Below are 26320 nucleotides of genomic sequence, written 5' to 3' on the forward strand. Positions count from 1 at the left end.
CAAGCTTGCAACAAATGCGATCCTCAGGCCCAATCCAGACGCTGACCGGTCATGCATACCGGCAAGGTATCAAGCGGGAACTGCCCCAGTTGTTCAAAGAACGAGATGAAGTCGAACTGATTGTAGGCCTCGACCATTTTGTTGTCCTTGAAACGGGCCATGACCTGTCCCGTTACCTCAAGCGGGGCACCGTTATCGGCCCGAAAGGTCCGAACGTGCAAAATGGCGGAAACCCAATCCCCGTTCTCGATGATCTTGGGCAGGTCGACCGTGATTTCACCAAGGACATGGCGGAAGGCCGTGACCAGGTCGCGGAAATCGTCGGCGCCGACCTGCATTTCCGGGATGAGCCCTTCGGCGGTTGTTTCAGGTGCAAAAAACTGATCGATCGCATCGGTGTTTCCCTGTTCCCAAACCTCGGAATACCATGCCCTGAGTATCTCTGAATGCGTCATCCCAACTCTCCTGTCTGATACGCATCAGGATGTCGCAAAGGGGTGAACAAACTCTGAACCAAACAACGGTTCGGCCCAAAAATGCAGACATATAAGGGAAATGCAGGTTTCTGTTGCCAGGTACCTGCGAACCCCGCCTTACGCGGCTAGGCGCAAGGGCTTAAGTTTCGGTCTTGTTACTGCTTACGCAGCAACTGCAACCGGAGCACGATTGTCGTTTGCAATTGTACTAGTTTCGCCGGTAACGGTGGCAGACAGCCGAGACAAAGCTAACCCCTTTAGACGTTCGTCGATCCTGTTTCGGCCCCAAAATCCCCAAACGAAGGATGGTTGGTGGAGCCGCCGGGTACCGCCCCCGGGTCCGATCCGCTTATTACGAGCGCGTTTATGTCCATAGTCCCGAAGGACATATCATATATAGGTGAGGTCGCGCCGGGATGCAATTCCCGAATTCGGAATGCAAATACCTGGTTTTACAATGGATTGCCTGCGCAACCTCATGTGAATGTCAGCTTTGGGATCATTGGGCGCGAAAACGCCCGCGGCGGGCTCAGGCCGGTTTGCGGCGACGTTCGGCGATGTTGCAGGCCAACTGACGCGTATACGCCTCAAGCGCGACCAAAGCCGTATCCACGGCCGGGGCATCCTGCTGTTCCAGCGCATCCGCAATCTGGCTGTGCAGGGCGATGATCTCTTCGCGTGAGCGTGCGGAAAACGTGATCATGTTCATCAGGGGCTGCATCGCTTCGACGGCGCCCGCCAGTTGATAGGACAGAACCGGGTTTCCGGCCCCGTCCACAAGGGCGCGGTGAAAGGCCACGTCCGAGGCGCAAAAGGCCTCGTCGGTTAGGCCGGGTTGTGCCTGCCGGAAAATCTCGGCGCGCATGGTGGCCAGGTGGTCGGGCGTGCGTCTTGCCGCGGCCAGGGGCGCACAGGCGCGTTCCAGCGCATAGCGCGCTTCGCAGGCGGTGTCGAAACTGACGGCATTCATGGACAACAGCAGGGTCGAGGTCGTGACTTGCTGCGAATAGGCGTCCTCAAAGCTCAACCTGTTGACAAATGCGCCGCCCGAGGCCCCGCGCTGCGTGCGGATAAGCGATTGGGCTGCAAGGCGTTTCAAGGCCTCGCGTACCGTCGGACGCGAAACCTGGAACTGATCTGCCAGTTCGGCCTCGGATGGCAGCCGTTCATCAACGATCAACCGTCCCGACACAATGGCATCCCGTATCGCCTGCGCGATTTGCGCCGAAAGATCGGCTGGTTTCTTTGGGTCGATTTTCATGGCCGGGGCCTGGTTCCGCAATTTTTTATTTGTCTGACATTTAAAAGTCTGACATTTGAATTGCAAGGACTGAGTCGGGAGGGCGAAGTGAGTCGCGCGGTTCTACGCAGCGGGCTTTGGCTGGCATTTTACATCGCGATCCTGTGGGCCTGGTGGATGATGTTCACCATGAGCCGCGACATGGATCTGGACTGGGTCGGTCGGCCCGGCCCTATGGGGCAGGCCATGGCGGCGATGGATCCGCGTATGGACATGTACATGCCCATGGCCGAGTTCGGCCCGTTGTTCTGGATGTGGGCGATCATGATGGCAGCCATGATGTTGCCGACCCTGGTTCCGACCTTGCGCAGCTATGACGACCTGATCCACAGCGCCAATGGCACACGTGCCGGGTGGATCGGGGTGCTGGCGGGGTATTTCCTGGTCTGGGTCGGATTTGCCGCCGCAATTGCCGGGCTGCAACTGGCGCTGCTGTTCGGTGGAGCGGTGGATATGCTGGGCATTGCCAAGTCGCCTTATCTTGCGGGCGGGTTGCTGATCGCGGTCGGCGCCTTTCAGTTTACCCGCGCCAAAGAGGTGTGCCACGGCGTTTGCCATTCGCCCATGACCTATTTCTTCGGTCACTGGAAAACCGGTTTCACGGGCGGCGTGCGCATGGGGCTTGGACTGGGTGCGTTTTGCGTCGGCTGCTGCTGGGGCTTTATGGCGCTTGGGTTCGTGGGCGGCGTCATGAGCCTGCTTTGGATGGGGTTGGCGACCCTGTTCATGGTCTTGGAAAAACTGCCCCAAATCGGACACGCAATCACGCGGCCGATGGGGTTTGCCTTAATCGCGGGCGGCATCCTGCTGATCGCCCATCACATTGTGTACGGAGGGTAACTCAATGGCAAAGAACAGAAAACCCGAATCCGACAGGTTGCCGATCAGTCAACGGATCGACAGCCGGATGCCCAATCCAAAGCGGCGCGAGATGAGCCCGACGGACTGGGCCATCAAGGGCGAATTGCTTTTGAACTGTTCCTGCGACGTGTTTTGCCCCTGCGTTGTATCGCTGGGCGCGCACCCGCCCACCGAAGGCCATTGCCATGCCTGGATGGGGATCATCATCGACGAAGGCCATTACGAGGGCGAGGACCTGTCGGGTCTGAATGTCGGTCTGCTGGTCGATATCCCGGGGCGCATGGGGGAAGGGCAATGGAAGGTCGCCGCCTATGTGGACGAACGCGCCAGCGGCAAGGCCTATAACGGGTTGTTGCAGATATTCAGTGGCCAGGCGGGCGGCACGACCGGATTGTTCACCATGCTGGTGAGCGAGATCATCGGGGCCGAGCGGGCTCCGGTTCAGATCGAGCGCGATGGGGCCAAGCGGCGGATCATGATCGGGCGCAAGATCCAGGGCGAGATCGAGATGCTGGCCGGAAAAGACCCGGAACACCCCGTCATGGTGTCCAATTCCAAATACTGGATGGGGCCCGATATCATCGTGGCGCGCGGCACCAAGTCGAAAGTGCGCGATTACGGCCGGGTCTGGGATTTTGGCGGCAAGTCAGCCGAAATCTGCCCGATCGACTGGCACGGGCCAAAGTGATGATTACCGGCGATTATGCGCGCGAAATGGCGCGGTATGGTCATTGGCAAAACAAGCAGTTGGCGGCGTTCTTTGCGCGATTGTCCGAAGCCGACCTGCACCGGGACCGGGGGGCCTTTTTCGGCTCGATCCTGGGCACGGCCAACCATTTGCTTTGGGGCGACTGGATCTGGATTTCGCGCTTTGATGGCGGCCAGGGACCCGGCGGCGGGATATCCGAAAGCGTTTCCTTGTGCCCAGGGCTGGCCCAGTGGTTGCCCCGGCGCGAGGAAATCGACACGCGGATCGCCGACTGGGCGGCAACGCTGGGCGCAGGGATTTTGGACGGAGAATTCTCCTGGTTCTCGGCAGCCAAGGGGGCCGAAGTCACCCGGCCTTTGGCGCAATGTATCGTCCATATGTTCAATCATCAGACCCATCACCGGGGACAGCTTCACCAGATGCTGACCGCATTGGGGTCGGATGCGCCGGTCAGTGACCTTGTATTCTTGCCGCAGGAGGGTTGAATGACGCACATATCGATATCGCGGCGCTTGCGCCGGACGCCCTTTTCCCAAGGGGTCGAGGCGGCAGGCGTCCAGGGATATACGGTTTACAACCGGATGTTGCTGCCCACCGTATTTGAAAGCGTCGAGGCGGATTACCGCCATCTCAAGACCCATGTTCAGGTCTGGGATGTCTCTTGTGAGCGGCAGGTCGAGTTGCGGGGACCGGACGCCGGGCGGTTGATGCAGATGCTGACCCCGCGCGACCTGAGGCGGATGCTGCCGGGGCAGTGCTATTACGTGCCCATCGTGGACGAGACGGGCGGCATGCTGAATGACCCGGTGGCCGTGAAACTGTCCGATGACCGCTGGTGGATTTCGATTGCCGACAGTGATCTGCTGCTGTGGGTCAAGGGCATCGCCAATGGCTATCGCCTGGATGTGCTGGTGGATGAGCCGGATGTATCGCCGCTGGCGGTGCAGGGCCCCAAGGCCGAGGAACTGATGGCGCGGGTATTCGGGGACCGGGTTCGCGATATCCGGTTCTTTAGGTTTGACATGTTCGAGTTTCAGGGCCGCAGCCTGGCCGTGGCCCGGTCGGGATATTCCAAGCAGGGCGGATTCGAAATCTATGTCGAAGGTGCGGATATCGGCATGCCACTTTGGAACGCGTTGTTTGCAGTGGGCGAAGATCTGAATGTGCGGGCAGGGTGCCCCAACATGATTGAACGGATCGAGGGCGGGTTGCTGTCCTATGGCAACGACATGACCGATGACAACACGCCGCATGAATGCGGTCTGGGAAAGTTCTGCAACACGCATACGGCCATTGGCTGTATCGGGCGTGATGCCCTGCTGCGCGTGGCGAAGGAAGGGCCGGTACAGCAGATTCGCCCGATCACTCTAAGGGGGGATCCACTGGGCCCCTGCGACCGGCCCTGGCCCGTCTTTGCCGATGGCAAGCGGGTCGGGCAGGTGACGTCTGCGGCATGGTCCCCCGATTTCGGAACCAATGTGTCAATCGGTATGCTGCGGCTGAGCCACTGGGATCCGGGCACCGGGCTGGAGGTTGAAACGCCGGATGGCATGCGCCGCGCCACGGTCCAGGAGCGGTTCTGGTTGTAGGAGATCGGGGAAGGGGGCTCTGCCCCCGTCGCTGCGCGACTCCCCCGGGATATTTAGGGCCAGGTGAAGCAACGGGCTGGCCGCAAGTGAATGAGAGGAGTGATTCATGTTCAATGCTTTGGTTATGGAAAAGGACGAGGAAAGCGGGCTTGCCAATGCCGTCATCCGGCCGGTCGCGGAAGAAGAATTGCCGCAGGCAGAAGTGACCGTGGCCGTCGCGTATTCGACCGTGAACTATAAGGATGGTTTGTGCATGTCGCCCAAGGGCGGCGGCCTGGTTCGCAGTTATCCGCATATTCCGGGGATCGACTATGCCGGTACGGTCGAGGCTTCGTCGGATGGCCGCTATAAGCCGGGCGACAAGGTGGTCTTGACCGGTTGGCGCGTGGGCGAGGCGCATTGGGGCGGCTATGGGCAAAAGGCCAATGCAAGGGCGGATTGGCTGGTGCCGCTGCCCGAGGGGCTGACGGCACGCCAGGCCATGGCGGTGGGAACCGCGGGATTTACCGCGATGCTGGCGGTCATGGCGTTGGAAGATCACGGTTTGCGTCCGGGCCAGGGTCCGGTGCTGGTGACGGGGGCCGCCGGGGGCGTGGGGTCGGTCGCGACGGCGATACTGGCGCATCTGGGGTATGAGGTCGCGGCAGTGACCGGCCGCCCCGATACCGCCGATTATCTGAAATCGCTGGGCGCAACGACGATTGTTGCGCGGGACGCGTTGAACGAAACCACCAAGCGACCGCTGGAAAGCGAGACCTGGGCGGGCTGTGTCGACGCGGTGGGCGGCGCGATGCTTGCCCGGGTGTTGGGGCAGATGAAATACGGGTGTTCGGTCGCGGCGGTTGGCCTGGCCGGTGGTGCGAACCTGCCTGCCACGGTTATTCCCTTCCTGTTGCGCGGGGTGAACCTGTTGGGCATCGACAGCGTGATGCAGCCTTATGACAACCGCCTGCGGGCCTGGCACCGCATCGCGACCGACCTGCCGATGGACAAGCTGGAAGCGATGATCCACCCTGCCGCGCTGAGCGATTTGCCCCGACTGGGCGCCGATATCCTGGCCGGTCAGGTCAAGGGGCGGGTTGTCGTAGACGTGAATGCCTGATTGCCCGTGATTTTGGGTGTGAACCGGTCGGCCGTATTGGCCGGCCGGTTTCGATCCATTGTCGGCCTTTGAGCGGGGTGGAAACAACTCTGGCCATCGGGGCAATTCCTGATCATGATTGCTATACATCCCAATTCCGATGGCTTATGACCCATCCGAACAGCACCTGAATACGGGGAGTGAGCAGCATGTCTGACGATTTCGAACTGGATACCGATGATCTGAAACGCCGCATGGACGGTGCCATGGCCAACCTCAAGACCGAGTTTGCATCGCTGCGAACGGGGCGGGCCTCGGCCTCGATGCTGGAGCCGGTGATGGTGGATGCCTATGGCTCGATGACGCCGATCAACCAGGTCGGTACGGTCAATGTGCCCGAGCCCCGCATGGTCACGGTCAATGTCTGGGACAAGGGCCTTGTCGGCAAGGTGGAAAAGGCCATTCGCGAAAGCGGGCTGGGTATCAATCCGCAGCTGAACGGCACGATCATCATGCTGCCGATTCCTGAGTTGAACGAAGAGCGGCGCCGCGAGCTGACCAAGGTGGCCGGGCAATATGCCGAGCACGCGCGGGTTTCCATCCGCAATGTGCGTCGCGATGGTATGGATCAGATCAAGAAGGCCAAGGCCGACGGCATGTCGGAAGATGATCAGAAATTCTGGGAGGCCGAGGTTCAGGACCTGACGGACCAGATGATCAAGGCCGTGGATGGCGCGCTTGAGACCAAGCAAGCCGAGATCATGCAGGTCTGAGCCGGACGCCATGCCCAAGGACCCGCATAACGCGCAGGTTGCCGGACCGCGCCACGTTGCCATCATCATGGATGGGAATGGCCGCTGGGCGCAGGCACGGGGCAGGCCGCGGCTGTTTGGCCACCACGCCGGTGCGCGCCGGGTCCGCGAGGTTGTCGAAGCTTGCCCGGGGTTGGGCGTCAAGTACCTGACGGTATTTGCCTTTTCGACCGAGAACTGGAAACGCACCCAGGTCGAGGTGGCCGGGCTGATGAGCCTGTTCCGGCGGTATATCGTCAAGGAAACCCGTACCCTCAAGGACAATGGAATTCGCGTCCGGTTCATCGGCGACCGGGTCCGGCTGGATGCCAAGCTGACCGAATTGATGGATACGCTTGAACGTGAAACCCAGGACAATGACCTGGTGCATCTGACCGTGGCGCTGAACTATGGCGGGCGCGACGAGGTGGCCCGGGCCACCAAGCGGCTGGCCCGCGACGTGGCCGATGGCAAGCTGCATCCCGATGATGTCGACCAAGAGACCCTGCCCAGGTATCTGGATACGCGGGTCTTGCCTGATCCCGACCTGGTGATCCGAACCAGCGGCGAGGCGCGTATTTCGAACTTTTTGCTGTGGCAATCGGCCTATTCGGAATACGAATTCATCGACACGCTGTGGCCGGATTTCACCGCGGCCGAACTGGAACGCCTGTGCAAGAGTTTTGGCGCGCGTGAGCGGCGTTTTGGGGCTGTACCGGCATGAGTGACGGCCGATGGTCTGATCTGACCGCCCGCATTCTGTCGGCGGTGGTCCTGATCGCGATTGGCGGTATCGAGGTTTGGGTGGGCGGCCTGTGGTTCGAGGCCTTCATTGGCGCGGCCTGCGGGCTGATGACCTGGGAACTGGTGCGGATGATTGACCCGCCGCGCGGTGGGCTTGCTCTTCAGATGGCTCTTTTGACGGGGTTTGCCGTCGTCCTGTGTTTCCACTTGCCGGCCCTTTACAAAATTCCGTTTCTTGTTGCGCCCGCCCTTGTCGGGGCCGGTCAGATCAGCCGCAACAAGGGGACGTACCTGTTATTTGCAATCTGGATCGCGGCAGCCGGGCTTGGGTTCCTATCAATCCGTGAAAACATGGGGTTCGGCTGGATGATCTGGCTGATTGCCGTGGTGGTTGCCACGGATGTTGCCGGGTATTTTGTCGGCAAGCTGATCGGCGGTCCCAAGTTCTGGCCCAGGGTCAGCCCAAAGAAGACCTGGTCGGGAACGGCGGGCGGATGGGCCGCCGCCGCTGTCGTGGGTGCGATTTTCGCAGCGCAGGCCGGGTTTGGCCTGACATTCGTGCTTGTTTCGGTCCTCGCCTCGATGGCCAGTCAGGCGGGCGACATAGTCGAAAGCGCGACCAAGCGGAAATTCGGGATCAAGGACAGTTCGAACCTGATCCCCGGCCATGGCGGGTTTCTGGATCGGTTTGACGGGATGATGGGGGCCGCATTGTTTGTTCTGATCGCGGGCATCTTCTACGCCCCCGGAGGCATGTAATGCGCAAAGTGTCGATTCTCGGCGCCACCGGGTCGATTGGTCAGAACACGATCGACCTGATTGCGCGCGACCCCGATGCCTATGACGTGGTTGCCCTGACAGGCGGCGCCAATATCGACCAGCTTGCGCGGGACGCGCGGCGGCTGAAAGCGGATGTGGCGGTTACCGCCTATGACACCCGGTTGGAAGACCTGCGTGCAGCGCTTGACGGCAGCGGGATCGCGGCGGCATCCGGGCAGGCGGCCCTGACCGAGGCCGCGACGCGGCCCGCAGATTGGGTCATGTCGGCCATCGTCGGCGCAGCGGGGCTGGCACCGGGGCTGGCGGCCCTGAAACAGGGGGCAACCCTGGCGTTGGCCAACAAGGAAACGCTTGTTTGCGCCGGTCCGCTTGTGCTTGAGACCGCGCGCGCGCATGGCGCACGGTTGCTGCCTGTGGACAGCGAGCATTCGGCGGTGTTCCAGGCGCTGGTGGGCGAAGACCCGCGCACGGTGGAACGGATCATCATTACCGCCAGCGGCGGCGCCTTTCGTGACTGGCCATTGGCCGAGCTTGCCAATGCGACGGTCGAACAGGCGTCGAGCCATCCCAATTGGGACATGGGGCAGCGGATTACGATCGACAGCGCCTCGATGTTCAACAAGGCACTTGAACTGATCGAAACCAAAGAGTTTTTTGGCATAGACCCGTCCCGGATCGAGGTTCTGGTGCATCCCGAATCCATCGTGCATGCCCTGGTGGGGTATTGCGATGGCGCCGTCATGGCCCATCTGGGGGCGCCCGACATGCGCCACGCCATCGGCTATGCGCTGCACTGGCCTGACCGGCGGGCCTTGCCGGTCAACCGTCTGGACCTTGCGCAATTGGGCCAGCTTCGCTTTGCCGACCCGGACCCCGAACGTTATCCGGCGCTGAGGCTGGCGCGGGCGGTGATGGAACGCGGCGGCCTGTCGGGGGCAATCTTCAACGCCGCCAAGGAACGGGCGCTGGACCATTTCATCGCGCGGCGGATCAGGTTTTTGGACATGGCCGACATGGTGGCGTCGGTCCTGGACCGGTTCGAGACCGACGGCAGCCATATTGATGCCCCTTTGTCACTTGATAACGTGCAGCAAACGGACCATCTGGCACGTCAGTGGGTGGATGAAGCCGTGGTACAACGAGCAGGATAGACGTTTTGGACATTTTCTCTCTTATTCCGCAATTCGGAAGCATTGCCTATACGATTGGCGCATTCATCATCGCGTTGTCGGTGATTGTCGCGGTCCATGAATATGGCCACTACATCGTGGGCCGCTGGTCCGGTATCCATGCCGAGGTGTTTTCGATCGGGTTTGGCCCCGTATTGTGGAGCAGGACAGACAAGCGCGGCACCCGGTGGCAGATCGCGCTGTTGCCGTTTGGCGGGTACGTCAAGTTCCTGGGCGATGCCAATGCGGCCTCGGGCAAGGACGAAGACGCCATGGCCGAAATATCCGAGCAGAGCCCCGAAGAGCTGCGGCGTACCATGCACGGCGCGCCGCTTTGGGCACGCACCGCGACCGTGGCGGCCGGGCCTGTCTTCAACTTTGTCATGTCGATCCTGGTTTTCGGTCTGATCTTCTGGTCTCAGGGCGTGTCGCGTGAGCCGCTGACCGTCGGGTCGCTGCATCCGTTGCCGGGCACCGTGCAGGAATTGCAGGACGGGGACGAGATCATCGCCATCGCCGGCATGCCGACCCCCGATTTCGATCAAGAGGGGGCCTGGTCTGATTATACCGAGGCGCTGCCGGTCGAGCCCGTGCTGGACTATACGGTAATCCGCGACGGCCAGACGCTGGACGTATCCGCGCCCTGGCTGTTTCCGCCGCTGATCCAACAGGTCACCCCGCGCAGCGCCGCGATGGATATTCAACTGGCACAGGGTGATGTCATCACCGCCGTTGACGGTGATCCGATCTTTGCCTTTGAACAGCTCAAGGAACATGTCGAGGGGTCGGACGGCAAGGTTCTGTTGCTGGATGTCTGGCGCGATGGGGCCGAACTGGAATTCGCCCTAGCGCCGCGGCGCACGGACGAGCCGCAACCCGATGGCGGTTTCGTTACCCATTGGCGGATCGGCATCGTGGGCGGGATGATGTTGGTCCCGGCAACCGAACCTGCGGGTCTGTGGGATTCGCTGACCGGCGGCGTCCAGCAAACGGGGCGCATCATCGAAGGGTCCTTGTCAGGAATCTGGCACATGGTTACCGGCGCAATCAGCACATGCAACATGTCCGGGCCGATCGGTATCGCCGAAACCTCGGGGGCCATGGCCAGCCAGGGCGCGCAAAGCTTTATCTTCTTTATCGCTGTGCTTTCGACGGCGGTGGGCCTGCTGAACCTGTTCCCGATTCCCGCGCTGGATGGGGGGCATCTGGTGTTCTATGCCTATGAAGCCGTTGCCGGAAAACCGCCCAGCGATCTGGCGTTGCGGGTGCTGATGGGAATCGGTGTCACCATCATCCTCAGCCTGATGTTGTTTTCCGTCAGCAACGACCTGTTTTGCTGAATAAGGCGGCCCCGGCACGCTAAAGCCGCAAAATTGCCCCAATTCATTTTTAGTGTTTCGGGGCAATTTCCTAAGTGGGCTTACGCGCCATGACCAAGACGCTGCAAAAATCCTATCAAAGCTTCAGCTTCCTGTTTGTACTGAACTGGGACGTTTTGCTGAGCTTCGGCGCCACCGCGCTGGCCTTGGCTGCGGGCGCATATCTCGCAGGAATGTGATTCTTACAATCATGTGGAAAACGGCCCGCCGCACGCCGCTGGCGGGCTGTGTTGTTTGGTCTTTTGACAAGATCAATCAATCCCGTTACTCAACTGCTAAAGTCTGAAAATTCTAGGTAGAGAACAATATGGCTTACAGCAGAGGCACGGGCATATCCTGCGGTGCGAAATCGCCGCAAGACAATATTTTGTGGCGCGCGCTTACAATTTTTTTCCTTTTCGCTGCAATGACCTTGACGGTTCTGCCGCAAAGCGCGCTGGCTCAGAACTACAGTTTCAACGGCTTCAAGGTCGAGGGTAATCGTCGGATCGAAACCTCGACGATCATCGCCCGCACCGGAATCGAACCCGGGCAATCGGTGACTGCGGGGCAGTTGAACGATGCCTATCAGCGTTTGCTTGACAGTGGTGTTTTTGAAACAGTCGAACTGACCCCAAGCGGCAGCACATTGCTGATCGAGGTTCAGGAATACCCGACGATCAACAAGATCAGCATTGAAGGCAACCGCCGGGTCAAGGACGACGTGCTGATGGAGGTCATAACCTCTCAGCCGCGGCGTGTGTTCACGCCGCAAGTGGCCGAAACCGACGCCGATCTGATTGCCGAAGTGTATTCGGCGCAGGGCCGGGTGGCGGCCACCGTCATTCCCCGGATCATCCGGCGCAGCGACAATCGTGTCGATCTGGTCTTTGAGGTCGCCGAAGGCACCACGATCGAGATCGAGCGTGTCAGCTTTGTCGGCAACCGGGCCTATTCCGACCGCCGCCTGCGTCGCGTGCTTGAAACCAAGCAAGCCAACTTTTTGCGGACATTCCTGCGCGGCGATACCTTTATTGCCGACCGGATTGAATTCGACAAACAGGTCCTGCGCGATTTCTACCTGTCGCGCGGCTATGTCGATTTCCGGGTCAACAGCGCAAACGTGGAATTCACCCGCGAGCGGGATGCGTTCTTTCTGGTGATGAACATCACCGAGGGTCAGAAGTTCAGTTTTGGCAGGATCACCACCGTCAGCGAGATACCTGGTGTTGATCCCGCGCCCTATCAGGACGCGCTGAAGATCAAACCCGGCGTTATCTATTCGCCGACGCTGATCGAAAACTCGATCGCCCGCCAGGAACGGCTGGGCATCAAGGAAGGCGTCGATTTCCTGCGGATCGAACCGCGCGTGACACGCAATGACCGCGACCTGACACTGGATATCGAGTTTGTTCTGACCAAGGGCCCGCGCATTTTTGTTGAACGGATCGATATCGAAGGCAACACGACGACACTGGACCGTGTCATTCGCCGCCAGTTCGACACCGTCGAAGGTGACCCGTTCAACCCGCGCGAAATCCGCCAGAGCGCCGAGCGCATCCGCGCGCTGGGTTTCTTTGCGGTGGCCGATGTCGAAACCCGCGAAGGGTCGACCCCCAGCCAGGTGATTGTCGACGTGGATGTCGAGGAACAGCCCACCGGCTCGCTGAGCCTGGGCGGCAGCTACTCGGTCTCGGACGGTTTCGGGATTGCGATCGGGCTGCAGGAATCGAACTTTCTGGGGCGCGGACAGAACCTGGGAATTACCCTGTCGACCGCGCAGGATGCCGAACAGTACGTGATTAATTTCACGGAACCTTATCTTTTGGGGCGTAAGCTGCGCTTTGACCTGGGGCTTGGCCTGGCCAGCACCAATTCAAGCTTTGCCAGCTATGATACCAAGCGGGTCTTCCTGAACCCGCAGCTGACCTATGCGATTGGCGAGCTTTCGGCCCTGCGCGTCAGGTACGGCTGGGATCGCAGCGAGATGACGCAACAGGATAATGAAACCAATGGTGCGGTCATCGCGTCCGAGATTGCACAAGGCAAGCGTGTCACCAGCTCGTTGGGGCTGTCTTATGTCTATGACAGCCGTCTGGGTGGTCTGAACCCCAATGCTGGTGTCCTGTTCGAGGTTGGCGTGGATGCCGCGGGCCTTGGGGGTGACAATCAGTACTTCAAGACGACAGCGCGGACCGTGGCGCAGACCAAGGTTCTGAACGAAGAGGTGACCCTGCGGGCATCGCTGGAAATGGGTGCCTTGCACTGGCGGGGCAACGATTTCAGCCGAACCATCGACCGTTTCGTCCTTGGCCCCAACACGTTCCGCGGGTTTGAACCTGCCGGTATTGGCCCGCGCGACCTGTCTTCTGGTCAGGATGACGGGATCGGCGGTAACTATTACTGGGTTGCGCGTCTGGAATCGGATTTCCCGCTTGGCCTGCCCGAAGAGCTTGGGCTGCGCGGCGGTGTGTTCTATGATTTCGGCAATCTCTACAACGTGAGCAACGTCAACACGAATGGCGCGAATATTGTCGGGGCCGATGGCTCGATCCGCCATGTTGTCGGGGTGTCGCTGTTGTGGGACACGCCGTTTGGCCCGCTGCGGTTCAACTTCTCTCAGGCTGTCAAGAAAGAGGAATTCGACAAGGTGCAGAACTTTGACCTGACCATTCAGGCCCAGTTCTGACGCCATGTTCGCAAGCGTCGTGAATATCATGCAGGGCCCGTTTCGGGCCCTGTGTGTTTTGTGCCTGCTGACAGTGGCGGCACCGGTGGTGGCCCAGCAGATTGGCCTGCCCCAATCGGGGGTTCTGACCATTTCCAGCGAGCGGCTGTTTGCGGAATCGGAGTTTGGCCAGCGTGTCTTTCGCGAGATCGAGGCCGAAAGCAGCGTGCTGGCCGAGGAAAACGAGCGCATTGTTCAGGAACTGAGCAAAGAGGAAAAGGACCTGACCGACCGGCGATCCTCGCTTGCTGCGGGCGAATTTAGACCCTTGGCCGAAGCGTTCGACCAGAAGGTTCAGTCGCACCGCGATGGGCAGCGTGCCAAGCTTGATGCTCTTGCCCGCCGCAGCGAAGAGGCCCGGAACATGTTTTTTGATCTGGTACAGCCGGTTCTGATCGACCTGTTGCGCGAAACCGGATCCTCGATGATCATCGAACGCTCGAACGTTTTTCTCAGCTCGGACGCGTCGGATGTGACGGATGCGGCCATCGCGCGGATCAACGCCGCAATCGGCGACGGGCAGGCCCTGGAAAGCGGTACCGATCAATAGGTGTGCTTGCCCTTGGTGGCCGGGATTGCTAACCACGCTGGAAAGAGACGTCCAAAACAGGAATTCTGCACTATGACCACGGAAACCAAGAGCGCCGACATTCAGCTGATACAGCGTATTCTGCCGCATCGTTATCCGTTTCTGCTGGTTGACAAGGTCGTAGATATTTCCGGGTATCACTCGGCCGTCGGTGTCAAGAACGTCACCATGAACGAACCCCATTTCCAGGGGCATTTTCCCGGCACTCCGATCATGCCGGGCGTGACGATTGTCGAGGCGATGGCCCAGACCGCCGGCGTCATGCTGGGCGTGGGCATGGATGTCATCGACAGCGAGCTGCTGATCTATTTCATGAATATCGACAAGTGCAAATTCCGCCGCAAGGTGGTGCCGGGCGACGTTCTGGAAATGCATGTGGAAACCGTGCGCGGCAAGAAGGGCGGCAAGATATTCAAGTTCAGCGGCCGCGCGACCGTAGATGGCGAAGTCGCAGCCGAGGCCGAGTTTTCGGCCTATGTCGACTGGGACATGGAAAAGACGGCATGAGCGATATCCACCCAAGCGCGATCATCGAAGACGGTGCCCAGGTCGGGCTGGGCTGCAAGATCGGCCCGTTCTGCTATGTCGGTCCGCAGGTGCGGCTGGCTGACGGGGTCGAGCTGAAATCTCATGTCGTGGTGACCGGCGAAACGCAAATCGGCGAAGAAACGGTCGTTTTCAACTTTTCCGTCATTGGCGAAATTCCGCAGGACCTGAAGTTCGGCGGCGAAAATACCCGTCTGGAAATCGGCAAGCGCAACCGCATTCGCGAACATGTCACCATCAACACCGGAACCGAAGGGGGCGGCGGTGTCACCCGCATCGGGGATGACTGCCTGCTGATGGCCGGTGTTCACGTGGCCCATGACGTTCAGATCGGCAACCGCGTGATCATGGTCAACCATTCCGGCGCCGCTGGTCATTGCATCGTCGAGGATGACGTCATCGTGGGCGGCATCTCGGGCTTGCATCAATGGGTGCGCGTGGGACAGGGCGCCATTATCGGGGCGCTGACGATGGTCGCCAATGACGTCATTCCCTATGGGCTGGTGCAGGCGCCGCGCGGCGTTCTGGACGGGCTGAACCTGGTCGGTCTGAAACGCCGCGGCGTCCCGCGCGAGGATATCTCGGCCCTGCGGGCGGCCTTCCGCGAATTGTCCGAGGGGCAGGGCACCTTCATGGACCGGGCGCACCGGGTGGGCGACGGCAATGACAGCGAATACGTTCAGCGCATTGTCGAGTTCGTCACCGGGCATACCGACCGGTCCTTCCTGACGCCTGGGAAGTAAGCCGATGCTGGCATTGATCGCGGGCACGGGCCTTTTGCCGGACGAAGTGGTTGCACGGCTGGATGAACAGCCCCTGATCTGCGCCATGGAAGGGTTTCTGCCAGACAGGCTTGAGGCAGATCTTGTCTTTCCTCTGGAAACGCTCGGCAGTTTCGTGGCTGATCTCAAGGCGCGGGGGGTAACCCGCATTTGCATGGCCGGTGCCGTGCGCCGCCCCAAGGTTGACCCGGCCCGAATTGACGCGGCAACGATGCCGCTGGTTCCGGTACTGCAAAAGGCGATCATGTCCGGCGATGATGGTGCATTGCGCGCCGTGATCGGCATTTTCGAAGATGCGGGGTTCGAGGTGCTGCCGGCCCATGGCCTTGCCCCGGATATTCTGCCGCCGCTGGGGTGCCTGACGCAGACCACGCCCACAGAGGCCGATTTGTCCGACGCCGACCGCGCGGCCGGTATTCTGCGTGCCATGGGTGATGCCGATATCGGTCAAGCCTGTGTCGTGTCCAAAGGTCAGGCGCTGGCGGTTGAGGGCATTTATGGCACTGCATGGATGTTGCAATCGCTGACCCAGCGCCCTGATGCGGGGGGCGGCATCCTGTTCAAAGGCCCAAAGCCCGGACAAGATCGCCGCGCAGACCTGCCTGCCATCGGACCTGAAACGGTGCCCGCAGCCGCCGCGGCTGGTCTGGCAGGCATTGTTCTTGAAAAGGGCGGTGTAATCGTTCTGCAGCAGGACCGCGTGCTGGAAGCCTGTGACCGGTTGGGTCTTTTCCTTGTCGTGCGCGAGCGGGCCGTCTGATGCGCGTTTTCCTTGTGGCCGGCGAACCTTCGGGGGATCGGCTGGGCGGCGCGCTGATGGAGGGGCTGAAAGCCCTGGTGCCGGGCGTCACATTTGATGGCATCGGCGGCCCGTTGATGCAGGCCCAGGGACTGGACAGCCGGTTTCCCATGGCCGAGCTCAGCGTCATGGGGCTGGTCGAGGTGTTGCCTAAGTTCTTTCACCTCAAGCGGCGGATCGCAGAAACGGCACAGGCTGTTCTGGACACCGCACCCGACGTGCTGATCACCATAGACAGCCCCGATTTCTCGTTACGGGTGGCGCGTCTGGTCAAGGCGCGCAGTACTTTGCGAACGGTTCACTATGTCGCCCCAAGTGTCTGGGCCTGGCGGCCGGGGCGGGCGGACAAGATGGCAAAGGTCATCGACCATGTTCTTGCGCTGTTGCCGTTCGAACCGCCCTATATGGAACGCGCCGGGATGGAGTGCGACTTTGTAGGGCATCCGGTTGTGAACGAGCCTGTTGCGCGTGATGCAGACAGGGCCGCTTTGCGGGACGCGTGCGGTTTGGGCGATGCGCCCTTCGTGCTGGCACTGCCCGGATCGCGTCGGGGCGAGGTTGACCGGCTGGCGCCCGTCTTCGGCGAGGCGCTTGGACTGTTCCTGCGGGACCGTCCCGGTATGCGGGTTGTGGTTCCGGCGGTGGCGCATATCGCAGACACCGTTGCCGAGCATGTCCGCGACTGGCCCGGCACGCCAATTGTTCTTGATCCGCGTGACCTGACGCCTGCCGACGCGTCACGGCAAAAACGCGCGGCCTTTGCTGCGGCTGATCTTGCGCTGGCGGCATCCGGCACTGTCTCGTTAGAGCTTGCCGCACAGAACACACCGATGGTTATCGCTTACCGGTTGTCGTGGCTGACGCAAAAAATGGCCGAGCGGTTGGTCAAGCTGGACACGGTGACCCTTGTCAATCTTGTGTCGGAAACACGGGCCGTTCCCGAATGCCTGCTGGATAACTGTCAGCCCCAGACGATCGCGTCGGCCTTGTCTGCGGTCGCCGAGAAACCGGGCCTGCAACAGGATGCGATGGCCGTGACCATGCAACGGCTTGGGCGCGGCGGCGAAGCCCCCGGTTTGCGCGCGGCCCGGGCGATTCTTGAGCGTCTGCCGGCATGATGGCTGAATATGTGGTCTTTGGGGCCTCGGCCTTTGTGACCCAGGTGCTGACCAATCTGGACAATCTGGCGGCCTTGCTTGGGCTGGTCCTTGTTTCGGGGCCGAAACGGGCGGTGCCGGGGTTCTTGCTGGCGCAAGTGGTCGTGATCGCCGCAGCCGCGCTGTTGGCGCTGGGTGTCGACGATGTCATGCCGCACTGGGCCGGATATCTGGGCTTTATCCCCCTGGGTCTGGGCCTGTTGGGTGTCGTTCGGCAATTCAGGCCGACTGAAGATCAAGACGATAGGCGGTTTCAGATCTCATCAAGCGCGCCGGTCCTTGTGACGATGCTGCTGTTTGTCAGCCTGTCGATGGACACCTTTGCGGTCTTGGCACCCTTGTTGGCGGATTCCGCGCCCGCATTCCGTGTAGCCGGTCTTGCGGGTGCGGGGATGGCCGCGCTGGGGCTGGCGATGCTGGGATTCCTGGGCGGGCGTTTTTCGGGCCATACCGGCGGCCTGGCCCGGCGGCTTGAAAAGCTGGTCCCTTTTGTCATGATATGCGCGGGGATCTATATCCTCAGCAATTCATGGACGGACGCGCTCTAGTATCCGCGCCAAATCCAGCCGCCGCCAAAGATGCGGCTGCCTTCGGTTTCGTAAAACACGCAGGCCTGTCCGGGCGAAACCCCTTCTTCGGGGGTCAGCAGCTCGACCTCGGCGGTGGTTTCTGACAATGGCCGGATGATTGCGTCGCGCGGTGGGCGGGTCGATCGGACCTTGACCGAGACATGCCACTCCTTGCGCGATGTAAACGCCGCGTCGCCCAGCCAGTTGATCTCGCGCACCGGAATCGTGCGGGTCGCCAGCATTTCCTTGGGACCGACAACAACCTGTTTGCGGTCCACATCCAGCTTGACGACATAAAGCGGCTCGCTCAGCCCGCCAATGCCCAGCCCGCGCCGCTGACCGATCGTATAGTGAATCACGCCCTCATGCTGCGCCAATACACGCCCGTCGGCGTGAACGATTTCGCCGGGTTCTGCGGCACCCGGGCGCAGCTTTTCGATGACGCTGGCGTAATTGCCGTCGGGGACAAAACAGATATCCTGACTGTCGGGTTTGTCCGCGACCGCCAATCCATATTGCGCCGCCATTTCACGCGTGGCGTCCTTGGATGGCAAATGGCCCAGAGGAAACCGCAAGTAATCCAATTGCTCGGGCGTTGTTGAAAACAGGAAATAGGACTGATCCCTGTTGGCATCTGCCGCGCTGTGCAATTCGGGACCGTTCGGGCCGTCCTTGCGCTGAATGTAATGACCGGTGGCCATGCAATCTGCCTCAAGATCGCGCGCCGTTTCCAGCAGATCCTTGAATTTGACCCGTTCATTGCACCGGATACAGGGCACCGGGGTGGCCCCCGCCAGATAGCTGTCGGCGAATTCGTCGATGACTGCGTCCTTGAATATGTTTTCGTAATCCAGCACGTAATGCGGAAAGCCGCGTTCCTCGGCGACGCGGCGCGCATCGTGAATGTCGATGCCGGCACAACAGGCGCCTTTCTTGGCCAATGCCGCCCCATGGTCATAAAGCTGCAGCGTGACGCCAACCACATCATAGCCCTCGTCAGCCAGATGCGCGGCAACAACGGAACTGTCGACGCCACCGGACATGGCCACCACAACCCTTGTTTCCGAGGGGGGCTTGGCAAATCCGAGCGAGTTCAGAGGTGTCTTGGTATCGAGGGCCATCGCCTGTCCGTTCGCGTTAATGAAGACCGGCAGAATATAGGAAAATTCTAGACACTCTCAAGGGGCGGTTTCACCGCACATTAAGTAGGCTGATCCAACTTTGTCGCAGCAAGAAGAGGGTCGAAAGATGTATTTGCACAAAGTTGAAGGGCCGCGATCGGTAAACCTGCCGGACGGAACGGTTTTGACGCGCGCGGATTTGCCCCCACCAGACACCAAGCGCTGGGTCGCATCGCGCAAGGCCATGGTGGTGCGCGGGGTGCTGTACGGCCTGATAACCCTGTCTGATGCCAAAAAGAAATACGGCATCAGCGACGAGGAATTCAATGCCTGGGTTTCGGCCGTCGCAGAACACGGAGTGGACGCATTAAAGACCACGGCTCTAAAAAAATATCGACAACCTAAAGTAGAAAGTGAATAAATGAATCAACGGTAACGTCAGATTAACCATTTTTATTCAGGTTCGATTTTAGCAGGAATAATTTGACCCGAATTGGAGCAGTAATATGCGAATACTTCTTGTCGAGGATGATCCAACAACATCCAAAAGCATCGAACTGATGCTGACGCATGCCAATCTCAACGTGTATGCAACGGACCTTGGCGAAGAAGGGATCGATCTTGCGAAACTCTATGATTACGACCTGATCCTTCTGGACCTGAACCTGCCTGACATGAACGGGCACGAGGTTTTGCGGCAGTTGCGGATTTCGCGGGTTGAAACCCCCATTCTGATCCTGTCGGGCGCGGATGACACGGAAAGCAAGATCAAGGGGTTTGGGTTCGGGGCCGATGACTACCTGACCAAGCCGTTCCACCGCGAAGAACTGGTTGCGCGCATTCACGCCATCATTCGCCGGTCGAAAGGCCATTCGCAATCGGTGATACATACCGGCCAGGTTGCCGTGAACCTTGATGCAAAAACGGTCGAGGTTGACGGAAAAACAGTGCATCTGACCGGCAAGGAATACCAGATGCTTGAGCTTTTGAGCCTGCGCAAGGGCACGACCCTGACCAAGGAAATGTTCCTGAACCACCTCTACGGTGGCATGGATGAACCGGAACTCAAGATCATCGACGTTTTCATCTGCAAGCTGCGGAAAAAGCTCAGCAATGCGACGGGCGGCGACAATTACATCGAAACGGTTTGGGGCAGGGGATATGTGCTGAGAGATCCGCAAACCAATTCCGTCGAAGAAACGCGTATGGCCGTCGGGGCCTGAACCGACAAGACACCGCCGCCGTGGTCCAGGGCGGCGCCATCACTCACGGCTCAGCACGTCTGGACCTGGCCATGGCCTCGCCCTATCACTAGGGTCCAAGATTCCGTTAAGGGCGAGGCCATGACCGAAACCATTCTGGTGCAAGATCTGTCCAAAGATCAGGCGCGGGCCGAACTGGCCCGCCTTGCGCAATTGTTGTTGCGGGCAAATGATCAATACCATGCCAAGGACGCGCCCGAGATTTCGGATGCGGAATATGATCAGCTGAAACGGCGCAACGCCGAAATCGAACTCCGTTTTCCAGAGCTCAAACGGGCGGACAGCCCCTCCGAGAGGGTCGGTGCCCGCCCGGCCGACGGGTTCACCAAGGTCACCCATGCGGTTGCCATGATGTCGTTGGGCAACGCCTTTGATGCCGTCGATGTCACGGATTTTGACCGCTCGGTCCGAAAATACCTGGGGCTGGGGGCGGATGCGCCACTGTCCTATACCGCCGAGCCAAAGATTGACGGGCTGTCTTTGTCCCTGCGTTACGAGCGCGGAGCCCTGGTGCAGGCCGCCACGCGGGGGGACGGTCAGGTTGGCGAGAATGTCACTGAAAACGCCCTGAACATCCAAGGCATTCCGCGCCACATCGAAAACGCGCCCGACATTCTTGAGGTCAGGGGCGAGGTCTATATGTCCCACCGGGATTTTGACGCACTGAATGCGCGGCAGGCCGAAACCGGCGGCAAAAGTTTTGCCAACCCGCGCAATGCCGCCGCCGGATCCTTGCGCCAGCTTGACGCGCGGATCACCCGGTCGCGGCCGCTGGGGTTTTTTGCCTATGCCTGGGGGGAATTGTCTGAACCATTGTCAGATACCCAAATGGGCGCAATACAGCGCCTGGGCGACTTTGGGTTTGATATCAACGCGTTGACTCAGGTTTGCGATACCACGGATCAACTTCTGGCCCATTACCGCCTGATCGAGGAACAGCGTGCGACGCTGGGCTATGACATCGACGGCGTTGTCTACAAGGTCAACGACCTGGCCTTGCAATCCCGCCTTGGCTTCCGCTCGACAACACCGCGTTGGGCCATCGCCCACAAGTTTCCCGCAGAACTTGCCTGGACCCGGCTCGAAGGGATCGACATTCAGGTCGGGCGGACCGGTGCCCTCAGCCCCGTGGCCCGCCTGCATCCGGTCACCGTGGGCGGTGTCGTTGTATCGAACGCGACGCTCCACAACGAGGATTACATCGCCGGGCGCAATGCCAAGGGCGGGGAAATTCGTGACGGCAAGGACATTCGCGTTGGCGACTGGGTACAGGTCTATCGTGCGGGCGACGTTATTCCCAAGGTTGCCGATGTCGATCTGTCCAAGCGCCCCGATACCGCCGTGGCCTATGACTTTCCAACCCGGTGCCCCGAATGCGGCAGCGACGCGATCCGCGAAGAGGGCGACGCGGTGCGGCGCTGCACGGGCGGTCTGATTTGCCCCGCGCAAGCCATGGAAAAGCTGAAACATTTCGTTTCTCGAAAGGCTTTTGACATTGACGGTCTCGGCGCCCGCCAGGTTGAGGCATTTTATGTTGATCCCGATTTGCCGGTGAAAACACCGGCGGATATATTTACGCTGCAAACGCGGGACGCGGCCAATCTGAACAAGCTTGCCAACCGCAAGGGCTGGGGCGCGCAAAGCGCGGCAAACCTGTGGGCCGCAATCGAGGAAAAGCGCGCAATCCCGCTTGGCCGGTTGCTGTTCGCTTTGGGCATCCGCCATCTTGGCGAGGCAGCGTCGAACCTGATCGCAACCCATTACGGCAGCTGGGACGCGTTTGAACGGGCCATTACCGCAGCCGCCGACCGGACCGGCCCGGAATGGGACGAATTGCTTGGCATCGACGGCGTCGGAGAGGTCATGGCCCAGACCCTTGTGGCTAGCTTTGCCCAGCATGCCGAACGCCAGAGTATCGACGCATTGGTTGCGCAGCTCGACGTTCAGGACGCCACGAAACCAAAGACCGAAGGCAGCCCGGTTGCCGGGCTTACGGTTGTGTTTACCGGCACGCTTGAAAAGATGACCCGCGCCGAGGCGAAAGCCCGCGCCGAAGCTTTGGGTGCCAAGGTGTCAGGCTCGGTCAGCAAGAAAACCGACATTCTGATCGCGGGTCCCGGTGCGGGGTCCAAGGCGAAAAAGGCCGCCGAACTTGGCGTTCGGACATTGGACGAGGATGGCTGGCTACAGCTGATCACCCCAGCATGAGCGGGCGCCCCGAAAGCCTGTTTCCGTTGTTTGCGGGGCTGGAAACACTTGACGGTGTTGGCCCCAAAACCGCGCAATTGCTTGGCCAGCTGGATATTGCCTCGCCGCGCGATCTGATATTTTCCTTGCCCTATGCGGTCATCGACAGGCGCCGCCGCGACACCGTTCAGGGGGCGGATCTGCCAACCACGCTGACGGTGGCTGTCACCGTCGGGGCCCACCGTCCGCCCCGCAACAGGGGCGGCGCGTATCGCATCCTTGTCGAAGATGCCCAGACAAGTTTTCAGCTGGTCTTTTTCCATGCGCGCGGTGAATACCTGAAAAAGATCCTGCCCGAAGGCGCTTTGCGGCTGGTGTCGGGCCGGCTTGAGCTGTTTGACGGGCAGGCACAGATGGTCCACCCCGATCATGTCGCGCCCCTGGCCGAAGCGGACAGCATCCCCGAATTCGAACCGGTCTATCACCTGACACAGGGCGTGACCCAGAAAACGGCCTTTCGGGCAGCACGCAGCGCGCTGTCCCGCGCACCGGACCTGGCCGAATGGATTGATCCGGCTCAACGCGCCCAGAAAAACTGGCCGGACTGGCAGGCGGCCATTGGCATGGCGCATGCACCCCAGGGCGCAGATGATGTGTCGCCGTTTTCTCTGCCGCGCGAGCGACTGGCCTATGACGAGCTTCTGGCGCACCAGCTGACCCTGGCCCTGGCGCGTCAGAAAGAACGCAAATCGCGCGGGATTGTCAGTCAGGGAACCGGCGCGTTGCAGTCCCGCGTTCTGGACAGCTTGCCATACCGGCCAACCCGTGCGCAGGAACGCGCCATTGGCGAGATTGCCGCCGACATGGCGGGGCAGGCGCGGATGAACCGGCTGCTTCAGGGGGATGTGGGGTCGGGCAAGACGCTTGTTGCCTTCATGTCATTGCTGGTCGCGGTCGAAGCCGGTGGCCAGGGGGTCATGATGGCGCCGACGGAAATTCTGGCGCGTCAGCATCTTGAGGGGTTGCGCCCGCTTGCCGAACAGGCGGGCGTTGTACTTGAGCTGTTGACGGGGCGCGACAAGGGGGCCGAACGCAAAGCCAAGCTTGAGGCGCTGAAATCCGGTGCGATCCAGATTCTGGTCGGCACGCATGCGGTGTTTCAGGGGGATGTCGCGTTTGACGATTTGCGGCTGGCAATCGTCGATGAACAACACCGGTTCGGTGTTCGCCAGCGCATGGAATTGTCGGAAAAGGGGCAGGGGGCGGATGTTCTGGTGATGACAGCGACACCCATCCCACGCAGTCTGGCACTGGCGCAATACGGCGATATGGATGTGTCGGTTCTGGATGAAAAGCCGCCGGGCCGAAAGCCCGTAAAAACGGCCATCCTGGGCACGCCGCGCATGGCCGAGGTGGTTGAACACCTGCGGCAGGCCATTCGGGATGGCAGGCAATGTTACTGGGTATGCCCGTTGGTCGACGAATCCGAAGTGTCCGATCTGACGGCGGCTGAAGACCGGTTCAAACGTCTGCGCGCTGAACTTGGTGAGGGCGCGGTGGGTCTGGTTCACGGGCAGATGCCAGCGGCAGAGAAAGACGCGGCAATGGCTGCGTTCCAATCGGGGCAGACCCAGGTTCTGGTTGCGACCACGGTGATCGAGGTCGGCGTGAACGTTCCCAATGCGACGATCATGGTGATCGAACGGGCCGAGGTCTTTGGCCTGGCGCAGCTGCATCAGTTGCGTGGCCGGGTCGGGCGTGGCGAGGGGGCCTCGACCTGTTTGCTGATGTATCAGCCGCCGCTAACCGAAGGCGGACGCAAGCGGTTGGAGGTTCTGCGCGAGACCGAAGATGGTTTTCGTATCGCCGAAACCGATCTTCAGATGCGCGGCGCGGGCGATGTTATCGGCACGGCCCAATCCGGGCTGCCCCGGTTCCGCATTGCCGATCTGGAACGGCAGGCGGGGCTTATGGCCATTGCACAATCGGACGCGCGGGCGTTGCTGTCGTCCGACCCGAACCTGAACTCGGACAGGGGCAAGGCCGCGCGGGTCTTGTTGTGGCTGATGAAGCAGGATCAGGCAATACGTTTGATTTCAGTCGGTTAGGCGGAAAGTCCGCGAAAGTTCACAAATGTTCTCAAAAAGTTCTTTACCGAAGGTGAAAAATATGAGAACAAAAGGTCAACAAATGATTAAGCCCTGACCGGAGGTGACACCATGCTGACCCAGATCAAGACCGCTTTCAGCCGTTCGCAAGCAACGATTCTGCAAGACGCTGCCGGTGCCGTTTCTCTGGTTGTCATGCTGATGGTCGCCCTTCACCTGCCGTTGGGGTTCTAAGCCTTCCTGCCTGCGATCTCGTGCCGATCACGCCGCGCTTGTCATACCCATCTCAGTCAAGGGTGACCTGCCTGTCCCAAGACCCTTGAAGGGGCCATGCCTCGGCCCCAGCGTGGAAATCCGGACCCAACATGAGAAACGCATTACCTGCCGCCGCCCTTTCTGCCCGGAAAGAGCGGCGGCCTTTTCTTTCCGGACCTAAAGCTGCCCGGTCTTGAAGATTTCCAGCAACGCAGACAGGACCGAGTTTGCGGCAACAGAGGCCAGGATCATGCCCATCACGCGGCTGACGATGGCCGATCCCGAATGGCCGATGATGCGTATGATCGGATCGGCCAGCAGCATCAGGATTGCGGCAATGGCAATAACCGCCAGCATGACCAATGCCGTGACACCCTGATCCGCGATGCTATAGCGGTTGTTGTCGGTCAGGATGACAATTGCCAGCATGGCACCGGGCGAGGCCAGCGAGGGTACCGCCAGCGGAAAGATCGCAGGGTTCGGCTTGTGCGTGTCCTCTGCGGCCTCTTCCTGGCCAAAACGCTGGTCCGAATCCGGCTTGCTTTCGCCAAAGATCATGGTCAGCGCAAACAGGAACAGGATGATGCCGCCAGCCACCTGAAAGGAATTCAGGCCAATATCCAGCGCATCGATCAGGATCTGGCCAAACACAAGAAAGAACAGCAAAACGCCCGCGCTGACGGCGGCTGCCAGAAACGCGGTGCGGCGGCGGGCGGCGGCTTCGACACCTGCGGTGACGGCGATGAAGACAGGAATGGTGCCAATCGGGTCGATCACGACCCACAATGTCACGAAATGTTCCAGCAGGCTGTCCAACGCGTTGCTCTCCCTGGTTTTGGCAGGAGCCTAGACGCGATGGACGCAAAAGGCCACGTTCAGGCGCAGTCGGCCTGTTCCGCCTTTTCAAAAGCCTCGGCAGTTGCGTCCAGAACCAACATGATCGACGCGTGCCGGTTTTTGTATTCGCGGGCCGGCATCAGCACTTTTAGCCCGTCAAAGGGTGCGTCCGGGGCCGGTCCGTCCTTTTTCAGCATGGCCGACAGCTGGTCGCGCGCCGCTTCGACCTGCGCGCGGGTCGTTCCGATCAAGGCACCGCCCACGACAGAGGCAGAGGCCTGCCCAAGCGCGCAGGCCTTTACGTCCTGTCCGAACGCGGCAATCCGCCCGTCGCGCAACGACAGGTCCACGGTAACGGTAGACCCGCACAGCGGTGACCGTTTCTTGACCGTTGCATCCGGGTCTGCCAGCCGTTCCAAATGGGGGATATCGGCGGCAAGTGCCAAAATTCGGCCGGAATAAAGTTTGATCAGGTCGGTTTCGCCGGACATGGGTTTCCCTCGTTGCCTGTTCCCCATACAT

28 protein-coding genes and 1 other RNA gene are annotated in these 26320 nt (G+C 60.4%); 23 read left to right on the plus strand and 6 right to left on the minus strand.

Annotated features, from left to right (window positions below; translation table 11 throughout):
* Positions 1 to 23 precede the first annotated feature (23 nt).
* The 3 genes from ACXAG8_RS00470 to ACXAG8_RS00480 form a co-directional block, all read right to left on the minus strand.
* On the minus strand, positions 24 to 455 hold the full coding sequence (locus ACXAG8_RS00470) for an ester cyclase (RefSeq protein WP_475221311.1): 432 nt from the start codon (positions 453 to 455) through the stop codon (positions 24 to 26).
* A 99-nt stretch (positions 456 to 554) separates the two neighbouring features.
* Positions 555 to 902, minus strand: a transfer-messenger RNA (tmRNA) gene (gene ssrA / locus ACXAG8_RS00475).
* Positions 903 to 1005: 103 nt separating this feature from the next.
* Entirely contained in the window at positions 1006 to 1737 is a 732-nt protein-coding gene (locus ACXAG8_RS00480) for a FadR/GntR family transcriptional regulator (RefSeq protein WP_475221312.1), read from the minus strand.
* Positions 1738 to 1824: 87 nt separating this feature from the next.
* Here ACXAG8_RS00480 and ACXAG8_RS00485 point away from each other — a divergent pair, with 87 nt between their 5' ends.
* The 18 genes from ACXAG8_RS00485 to ACXAG8_RS00570 all read left to right on the plus strand — a co-directional run bounded on the left by ACXAG8_RS00485 (position 1825) and on the right by ACXAG8_RS00570 (position 18007).
* The gene (locus ACXAG8_RS00485; RefSeq protein WP_475221313.1) at positions 1825 to 2616 is read left to right on the plus strand and encodes a DUF2182 domain-containing protein; all 792 of its coding nucleotides are present in this window, start codon (positions 1825 to 1827) and stop codon (positions 2614 to 2616) included.
* 4 nt (positions 2617 to 2620) lie between these two features.
* Positions 2621 to 3325, plus strand: coding sequence for a DUF1326 domain-containing protein (locus ACXAG8_RS00490; protein ID WP_475221314.1), 705 nt, complete (start codon positions 2621 to 2623; stop codon positions 3323 to 3325).
* Positions 3325 to 3831 (plus strand): DinB family protein, encoded by a 507-nt coding sequence (locus ACXAG8_RS00495; protein WP_475221315.1) that lies wholly within the window; start codon positions 3325 to 3327, stop codon positions 3829 to 3831. The genes ACXAG8_RS00490 and ACXAG8_RS00495 overlap by 1 nt, the downstream gene beginning before the upstream one ends.
* Positions 3832 to 4935 (plus strand): dimethylsulfoniopropionate demethylase, encoded by a 1104-nt coding sequence (locus tag ACXAG8_RS00500; protein ID WP_475221316.1) that lies wholly within the window; start codon positions 3832 to 3834, stop codon positions 4933 to 4935. It abuts the gene before it with no gap.
* A 106-nt stretch (positions 4936 to 5041) separates the two neighbouring features.
* On the plus strand, positions 5042 to 6037 hold the full coding sequence (acuI, locus tag ACXAG8_RS00505) for an acryloyl-CoA reductase (RefSeq protein WP_475221317.1): 996 nt from the start codon (positions 5042 to 5044) through the stop codon (positions 6035 to 6037).
* Between the two features lie 188 nt (positions 6038 to 6225).
* Entirely contained in the window at positions 6226 to 6789 is a 564-nt protein-coding gene (gene frr / locus ACXAG8_RS00510; protein ID WP_475221318.1) for a ribosome recycling factor, read from the plus strand.
* A 10-nt stretch (positions 6790 to 6799) separates the two neighbouring features.
* Complete coding sequence (uppS, locus tag ACXAG8_RS00515) at positions 6800 to 7531, plus strand: polyprenyl diphosphate synthase (RefSeq protein WP_475221319.1); 732 nt, start codon at positions 6800 to 6802, stop codon at positions 7529 to 7531.
* On the plus strand, positions 7528 to 8310 hold the full coding sequence (locus ACXAG8_RS00520) for a phosphatidate cytidylyltransferase (protein ID WP_475221320.1): 783 nt from the start codon (positions 7528 to 7530) through the stop codon (positions 8308 to 8310). Before uppS ends, ACXAG8_RS00520 begins: the two co-directional genes overlap by 4 nt.
* The gene (dxr, locus tag ACXAG8_RS00525; RefSeq protein WP_475221321.1) at positions 8310 to 9482 is read left to right on the plus strand and encodes a 1-deoxy-D-xylulose-5-phosphate reductoisomerase; all 1173 of its coding nucleotides are present in this window, start codon (positions 8310 to 8312) and stop codon (positions 9480 to 9482) included. The genes ACXAG8_RS00520 and dxr overlap by 1 nt, the downstream gene beginning before the upstream one ends.
* 5 nt (positions 9483 to 9487) lie before the next feature.
* Positions 9488 to 10840 (plus strand): RIP metalloprotease RseP, encoded by a 1353-nt coding sequence (gene rseP, locus ACXAG8_RS00530; RefSeq protein ID WP_475221322.1) that lies wholly within the window; start codon positions 9488 to 9490, stop codon positions 10838 to 10840.
* A gap of 89 nt (positions 10841 to 10929) precedes the next feature.
* Positions 10930 to 11058 carry a hypothetical protein gene (locus tag ACXAG8_RS00535; protein ID WP_475221323.1) on the plus strand — a complete coding sequence of 43 codons (129 nt, stop codon included), beginning with the start codon at positions 10930 to 10932 and terminating at the stop codon, positions 11056 to 11058.
* A gap of 128 nt (positions 11059 to 11186) precedes the next feature.
* Positions 11187 to 13547, plus strand: coding sequence for an outer membrane protein assembly factor BamA (gene bamA, locus ACXAG8_RS00540; protein WP_475221324.1), 2361 nt, complete (start codon positions 11187 to 11189; stop codon positions 13545 to 13547).
* A 4-nt stretch (positions 13548 to 13551) separates the two neighbouring features.
* On the plus strand, positions 13552 to 14136 hold the full coding sequence (locus tag ACXAG8_RS00545; protein ID WP_475221325.1) for an OmpH/Skp family outer membrane protein: 585 nt from the start codon (positions 13552 to 13554) through the stop codon (positions 14134 to 14136).
* Between the two features lie 72 nt (positions 14137 to 14208).
* On the plus strand, positions 14209 to 14682 hold the full coding sequence (gene fabZ / locus ACXAG8_RS00550; protein ID WP_475221326.1) for a 3-hydroxyacyl-ACP dehydratase FabZ: 474 nt from the start codon (positions 14209 to 14211) through the stop codon (positions 14680 to 14682).
* Positions 14679 to 15464, plus strand: coding sequence for an acyl-ACP--UDP-N-acetylglucosamine O-acyltransferase (gene lpxA / locus ACXAG8_RS00555; RefSeq protein ID WP_475221327.1), 786 nt, complete (start codon positions 14679 to 14681; stop codon positions 15462 to 15464). Before fabZ ends, lpxA begins: the two co-directional genes overlap by 4 nt.
* A 4-nt stretch (positions 15465 to 15468) precedes the next feature.
* Positions 15469 to 16263, plus strand: a complete 795-nt coding sequence (locus tag ACXAG8_RS00560) for an LpxI family protein (RefSeq protein WP_475221328.1) — start codon at positions 15469 to 15471, stop codon at positions 16261 to 16263.
* Positions 16263 to 17420 carry a lipid-A-disaccharide synthase gene (lpxB, locus tag ACXAG8_RS00565; protein ID WP_475221329.1) on the plus strand — a complete coding sequence of 386 codons (1158 nt, stop codon included), beginning with the start codon at positions 16263 to 16265 and terminating at the stop codon, positions 17418 to 17420. The genes ACXAG8_RS00560 and lpxB overlap by 1 nt, the downstream gene beginning before the upstream one ends.
* Positions 17417 to 18007, plus strand: a complete 591-nt coding sequence (locus tag ACXAG8_RS00570; RefSeq protein WP_475221330.1) for a hypothetical protein — start codon at positions 17417 to 17419, stop codon at positions 18005 to 18007. The genes lpxB and ACXAG8_RS00570 overlap by 4 nt, the downstream gene beginning before the upstream one ends.
* Here the strand turns inward: ACXAG8_RS00570 and mnmA are convergent.
* Entirely contained in the window at positions 18004 to 19149 is a 1146-nt protein-coding gene (gene mnmA / locus ACXAG8_RS00575) for a tRNA 2-thiouridine(34) synthase MnmA (protein WP_475221331.1), read from the minus strand. The two genes, ACXAG8_RS00570 and mnmA, sit on opposite strands and share 4 nt — an antisense overlap.
* Before the next feature lie 127 nt (positions 19150 to 19276).
* On the opposite strand from mnmA, the gene sciP reads away from it, so the two are divergent.
* From sciP to ACXAG8_RS00600, 5 genes are all read left to right on the plus strand, one after another.
* Positions 19277 to 19570 (plus strand): CtrA inhibitor SciP, encoded by a 294-nt coding sequence (gene sciP / locus ACXAG8_RS00580; RefSeq protein WP_475221332.1) that lies wholly within the window; start codon positions 19277 to 19279, stop codon positions 19568 to 19570.
* Positions 19571 to 19655: 85 nt separating this feature from the next.
* Positions 19656 to 20372 carry a response regulator transcription factor CtrA gene (ctrA, locus tag ACXAG8_RS00585; protein ID WP_475221333.1) on the plus strand — a complete coding sequence of 239 codons (717 nt, stop codon included), beginning with the start codon at positions 19656 to 19658 and terminating at the stop codon, positions 20370 to 20372.
* 120 nt (positions 20373 to 20492) lie between these two features.
* Positions 20493 to 22619: an NAD-dependent DNA ligase LigA gene (gene ligA, locus ACXAG8_RS00590; RefSeq protein ID WP_475221334.1), complete on the plus strand. Its 2127-nt coding sequence runs from the start codon at positions 20493 to 20495 to the stop codon at positions 22617 to 22619.
* Positions 22616 to 24706 (plus strand): ATP-dependent DNA helicase RecG, encoded by a 2091-nt coding sequence (gene recG / locus ACXAG8_RS00595; RefSeq protein ID WP_475221336.1) that lies wholly within the window; start codon positions 22616 to 22618, stop codon positions 24704 to 24706. The genes ligA and recG overlap by 4 nt, the downstream gene beginning before the upstream one ends.
* Positions 24707 to 24817: 111 nt before the next feature.
* Positions 24818 to 24940: a hypothetical protein gene (locus tag ACXAG8_RS00600; RefSeq protein WP_475221337.1), complete on the plus strand. Its 123-nt coding sequence runs from the start codon at positions 24818 to 24820 to the stop codon at positions 24938 to 24940.
* A gap of 198 nt (positions 24941 to 25138) precedes the next feature.
* Here ACXAG8_RS00600 and ACXAG8_RS00605 read toward each other — a convergent pair whose 3' ends face one another.
* Together ACXAG8_RS00605 and ACXAG8_RS00610 are read right to left on the minus strand one after the other, a co-directional pair.
* Entirely contained in the window at positions 25139 to 25777 is a 639-nt protein-coding gene (locus ACXAG8_RS00605; RefSeq protein WP_475221338.1) for a MarC family protein, read from the minus strand.
* 59 nt (positions 25778 to 25836) lie between these two features.
* Positions 25837 to 26289 (minus strand): iron-sulfur cluster assembly scaffold protein, encoded by a 453-nt coding sequence (locus ACXAG8_RS00610; RefSeq protein ID WP_475221340.1) that lies wholly within the window; start codon positions 26287 to 26289, stop codon positions 25837 to 25839.
* Positions 26290 to 26320 lie beyond the last annotated feature (31 nt).

The organism is Ruegeria sp. ABD4_443 (assembly GCF_056160865.1).